The sequence below is a fragment of the Candidatus Darwinibacter acetoxidans genome, from assembly GCF_041936445.1.
Lineage (GTDB): Bacteria > Bacillota > Limnochordia > Darwinibacteriales > Darwinibacteriaceae > DTU010.
The window spans coordinates 1-2,364 of the sequence record NZ_JBHGXH010000224.1 but is presented as its reverse complement, the minus strand read 5'-3'; the positions used below and the strand labels follow the sequence as shown (position 1 = coordinate 2,364).

The 2,364-nt window shown below is 55.6% G+C and carries 1 protein-coding gene; it reads left to right on the top strand.

Going from position 1 to position 2,364, the window contains the following annotated elements; genetic code table 11:
• Positions 1-2,364 (top strand): DUF1156 domain-containing protein (locus tag ACE4YL_RS08460; RefSeq protein ID WP_461369516.1); only part of this gene is annotated, 2,364 nt, incomplete at both ends.

The window sequence follows — 2,364 nt, the reverse complement described above, 5'->3', positions numbered from 1 at the left end:
CATCCGCGTGCCAGGGAGCTGTTTGACCGCCACAATCTGCCCGCCTTCCATGACCCCTTTGCCGGAGGCGGCTCACTCCCCCTGGAGGCGCAGCGCCTGGGCCTGGAAGCCTACGCCAGCGATCTCAACCCGGTGGCGGTGCTGATCAACAAGGCCATGATCGAGATCCCGCCTAAGTTTGCGAACCGGCCGCCGGTAAGGCCGGTGACAAACGGTAAGCAGATCGAGGCTAAAGATGCATGGCAGGGCGCACAGGGCCTATCCGAGGATGTGCGGTACTACGGGCAATGGATGCGCGATGAGGCTGAAAAGCGCATCGGCCATCTCTACCCGAAGGTTAAGATTACCGCAGAGATGGCCGCGGAGAGGCCCGACCTGAAACCCTACGTGGGCCGTTCGCTCACTGTGATAGCCTGGCTCTGGGCCCGCACGGTGAAAAGCCCGAACCCGGCCTTTGCCGGTGTGGATGTGCCCCTTGTCTCCACCTTCATGCTCTCGACCAGGAAGGGCAAAGAGGCCTATGTCGAACCGGTGATCAAAGCAGGCGGCTACACCTTCACTGTGAAGGTGGGGCCGCCCCCAGATCCCAAGGCCGCCAGAAACGGGACCAAGCTTTCGCGGGGAGCAAACTTTCAGTGCCTGATGTCGGGTTCACCGATTACCGGTGATTACATTAAAGCTGAAAGTATGGCCGGAAGAATGGGTGCCCGGCTAATGGCCATTGTCGCCGAGGGCGATAATGGGCGCGTTTACCTGCCGCCCTTGCCGGAGCATGAAGAGATAGCCCGGAAGGCGAGGTCTAGCTGGAAGCCGGAAAACGAACTGGTTGGGAAATGCCGGGATCAGCTTCCGCTATACGGGATGAATACTTTTGCCGACATCTTTACCGATCGCCAGCTTGTGGCGCTGACGACATTTTCCGACCTGGTAGAGGAAGCACGTGAGCTTATCAGGCGCGATACGGTTGCGGCTGGTTTCCCTGACGACGGCAAGAAACTGGCATCTGGTGGTGCTGGAGCGATGGCGTACGCAGAGGCGGTGAGTACCTACCTTGCACTTACTGTTAGTAGACAAGCTAACCGCTGTTCTACTATATCGTTTTGGGATGGTATGAGAGAAAATATTCAACAAGCCTTTGGGAGACAGGCCCTGCCAATGACATGGGATTTTTGTGAATCTAATCTTTTTAGCAATTCAAGTGGCAACTGGCTCCGTCAGCTTGATTACCCAGTGAAGTTTATTGAAATACTGCTGCCTCAAGTGCCTGGGCATGGGCTACAACAGGATGCAAAAAAGCAAGATCTTTCGAGCGATAAGCTTATATCCACTGATCCTCCATATTACGACAACATCTGTTATTCTGATCTCTCTGATTTCTTTTACATCTGGTTGCGCCATTCACAAAAACCAGTTTTCCCGGATCTTTTTGCCACGCTTGAAGTTCCCAAGGCTGATGAGCTGGTAGCGAGTAGATACCGTCACAATAGCGCGGAAAAGGCTGAAAAATTTTTTCTTGACGGTATGATCAAAGCGATGCGTCAACTTGCCGGGCGAACTCACCCGGCTTTTCCCGTGACTATATACTACGCTTTCAGACAGTCTGAAACTACGGATCACGAGGGTACTGCCAGTACCGGGTGGGAAACCTTTCTTGAAGCAGTAATTCGTGCCGGGTTTGCCATAACCGGAACCTGGCCGATAAGGACGGAATATACAGGGAATCTCAAGAAAAACGTCAGTGCCCTTGCTTCCAGCATAGTCCTTGTCTGCCGGCCACGGGCAGGTGATGCACCTGTGGCCACCCGCCGCGAGTTTGTAAGTGCGCTTAAAAATGAACTGCCGGTAGCCCTCGATCACCTGCAGCGCAGCAACATAGCCCCGGTAGACCTGGCGCAGGCGGCGATCGGGCCTGGGATGGCCATATACACCCGCTATGCAAAGGTGATTGATGTCCGGGGCAATCCGCTGAGCGTGCGGGAAGCCCTCGCCCTGATCAATGAGACCCTTGACGAAGTTCTGGCCGAGCAGGAAGGGGACTTCGATGCCGATACCCGCTGGGCGGTAGCCTGGTTTGAGCAGTTTGGATTTGAGGAAGGAGATTTTGGCATTGCCGAAACCCTCTCCAAGGCCAAGAATACCAGTATTTCAAGCCTGGCCGATGCCGGTGTTCTGCTCTCCAAGGGAGGGCGGGTGCGCCTATTCCGCCCGGAAGAGCTTCCCGAAGAGTGGAACCCGCTGGAGGATCCTCGTTTGACTGTTTGGGAGATGGTCCACCATCTTATCCGGGCTCTGGAAAAGGGTGAAGAGGCTGCTGCGGGTTTACTGGCCTTGCTGGGCAGCCGGGCCGATCCTGTCCGTGAACTG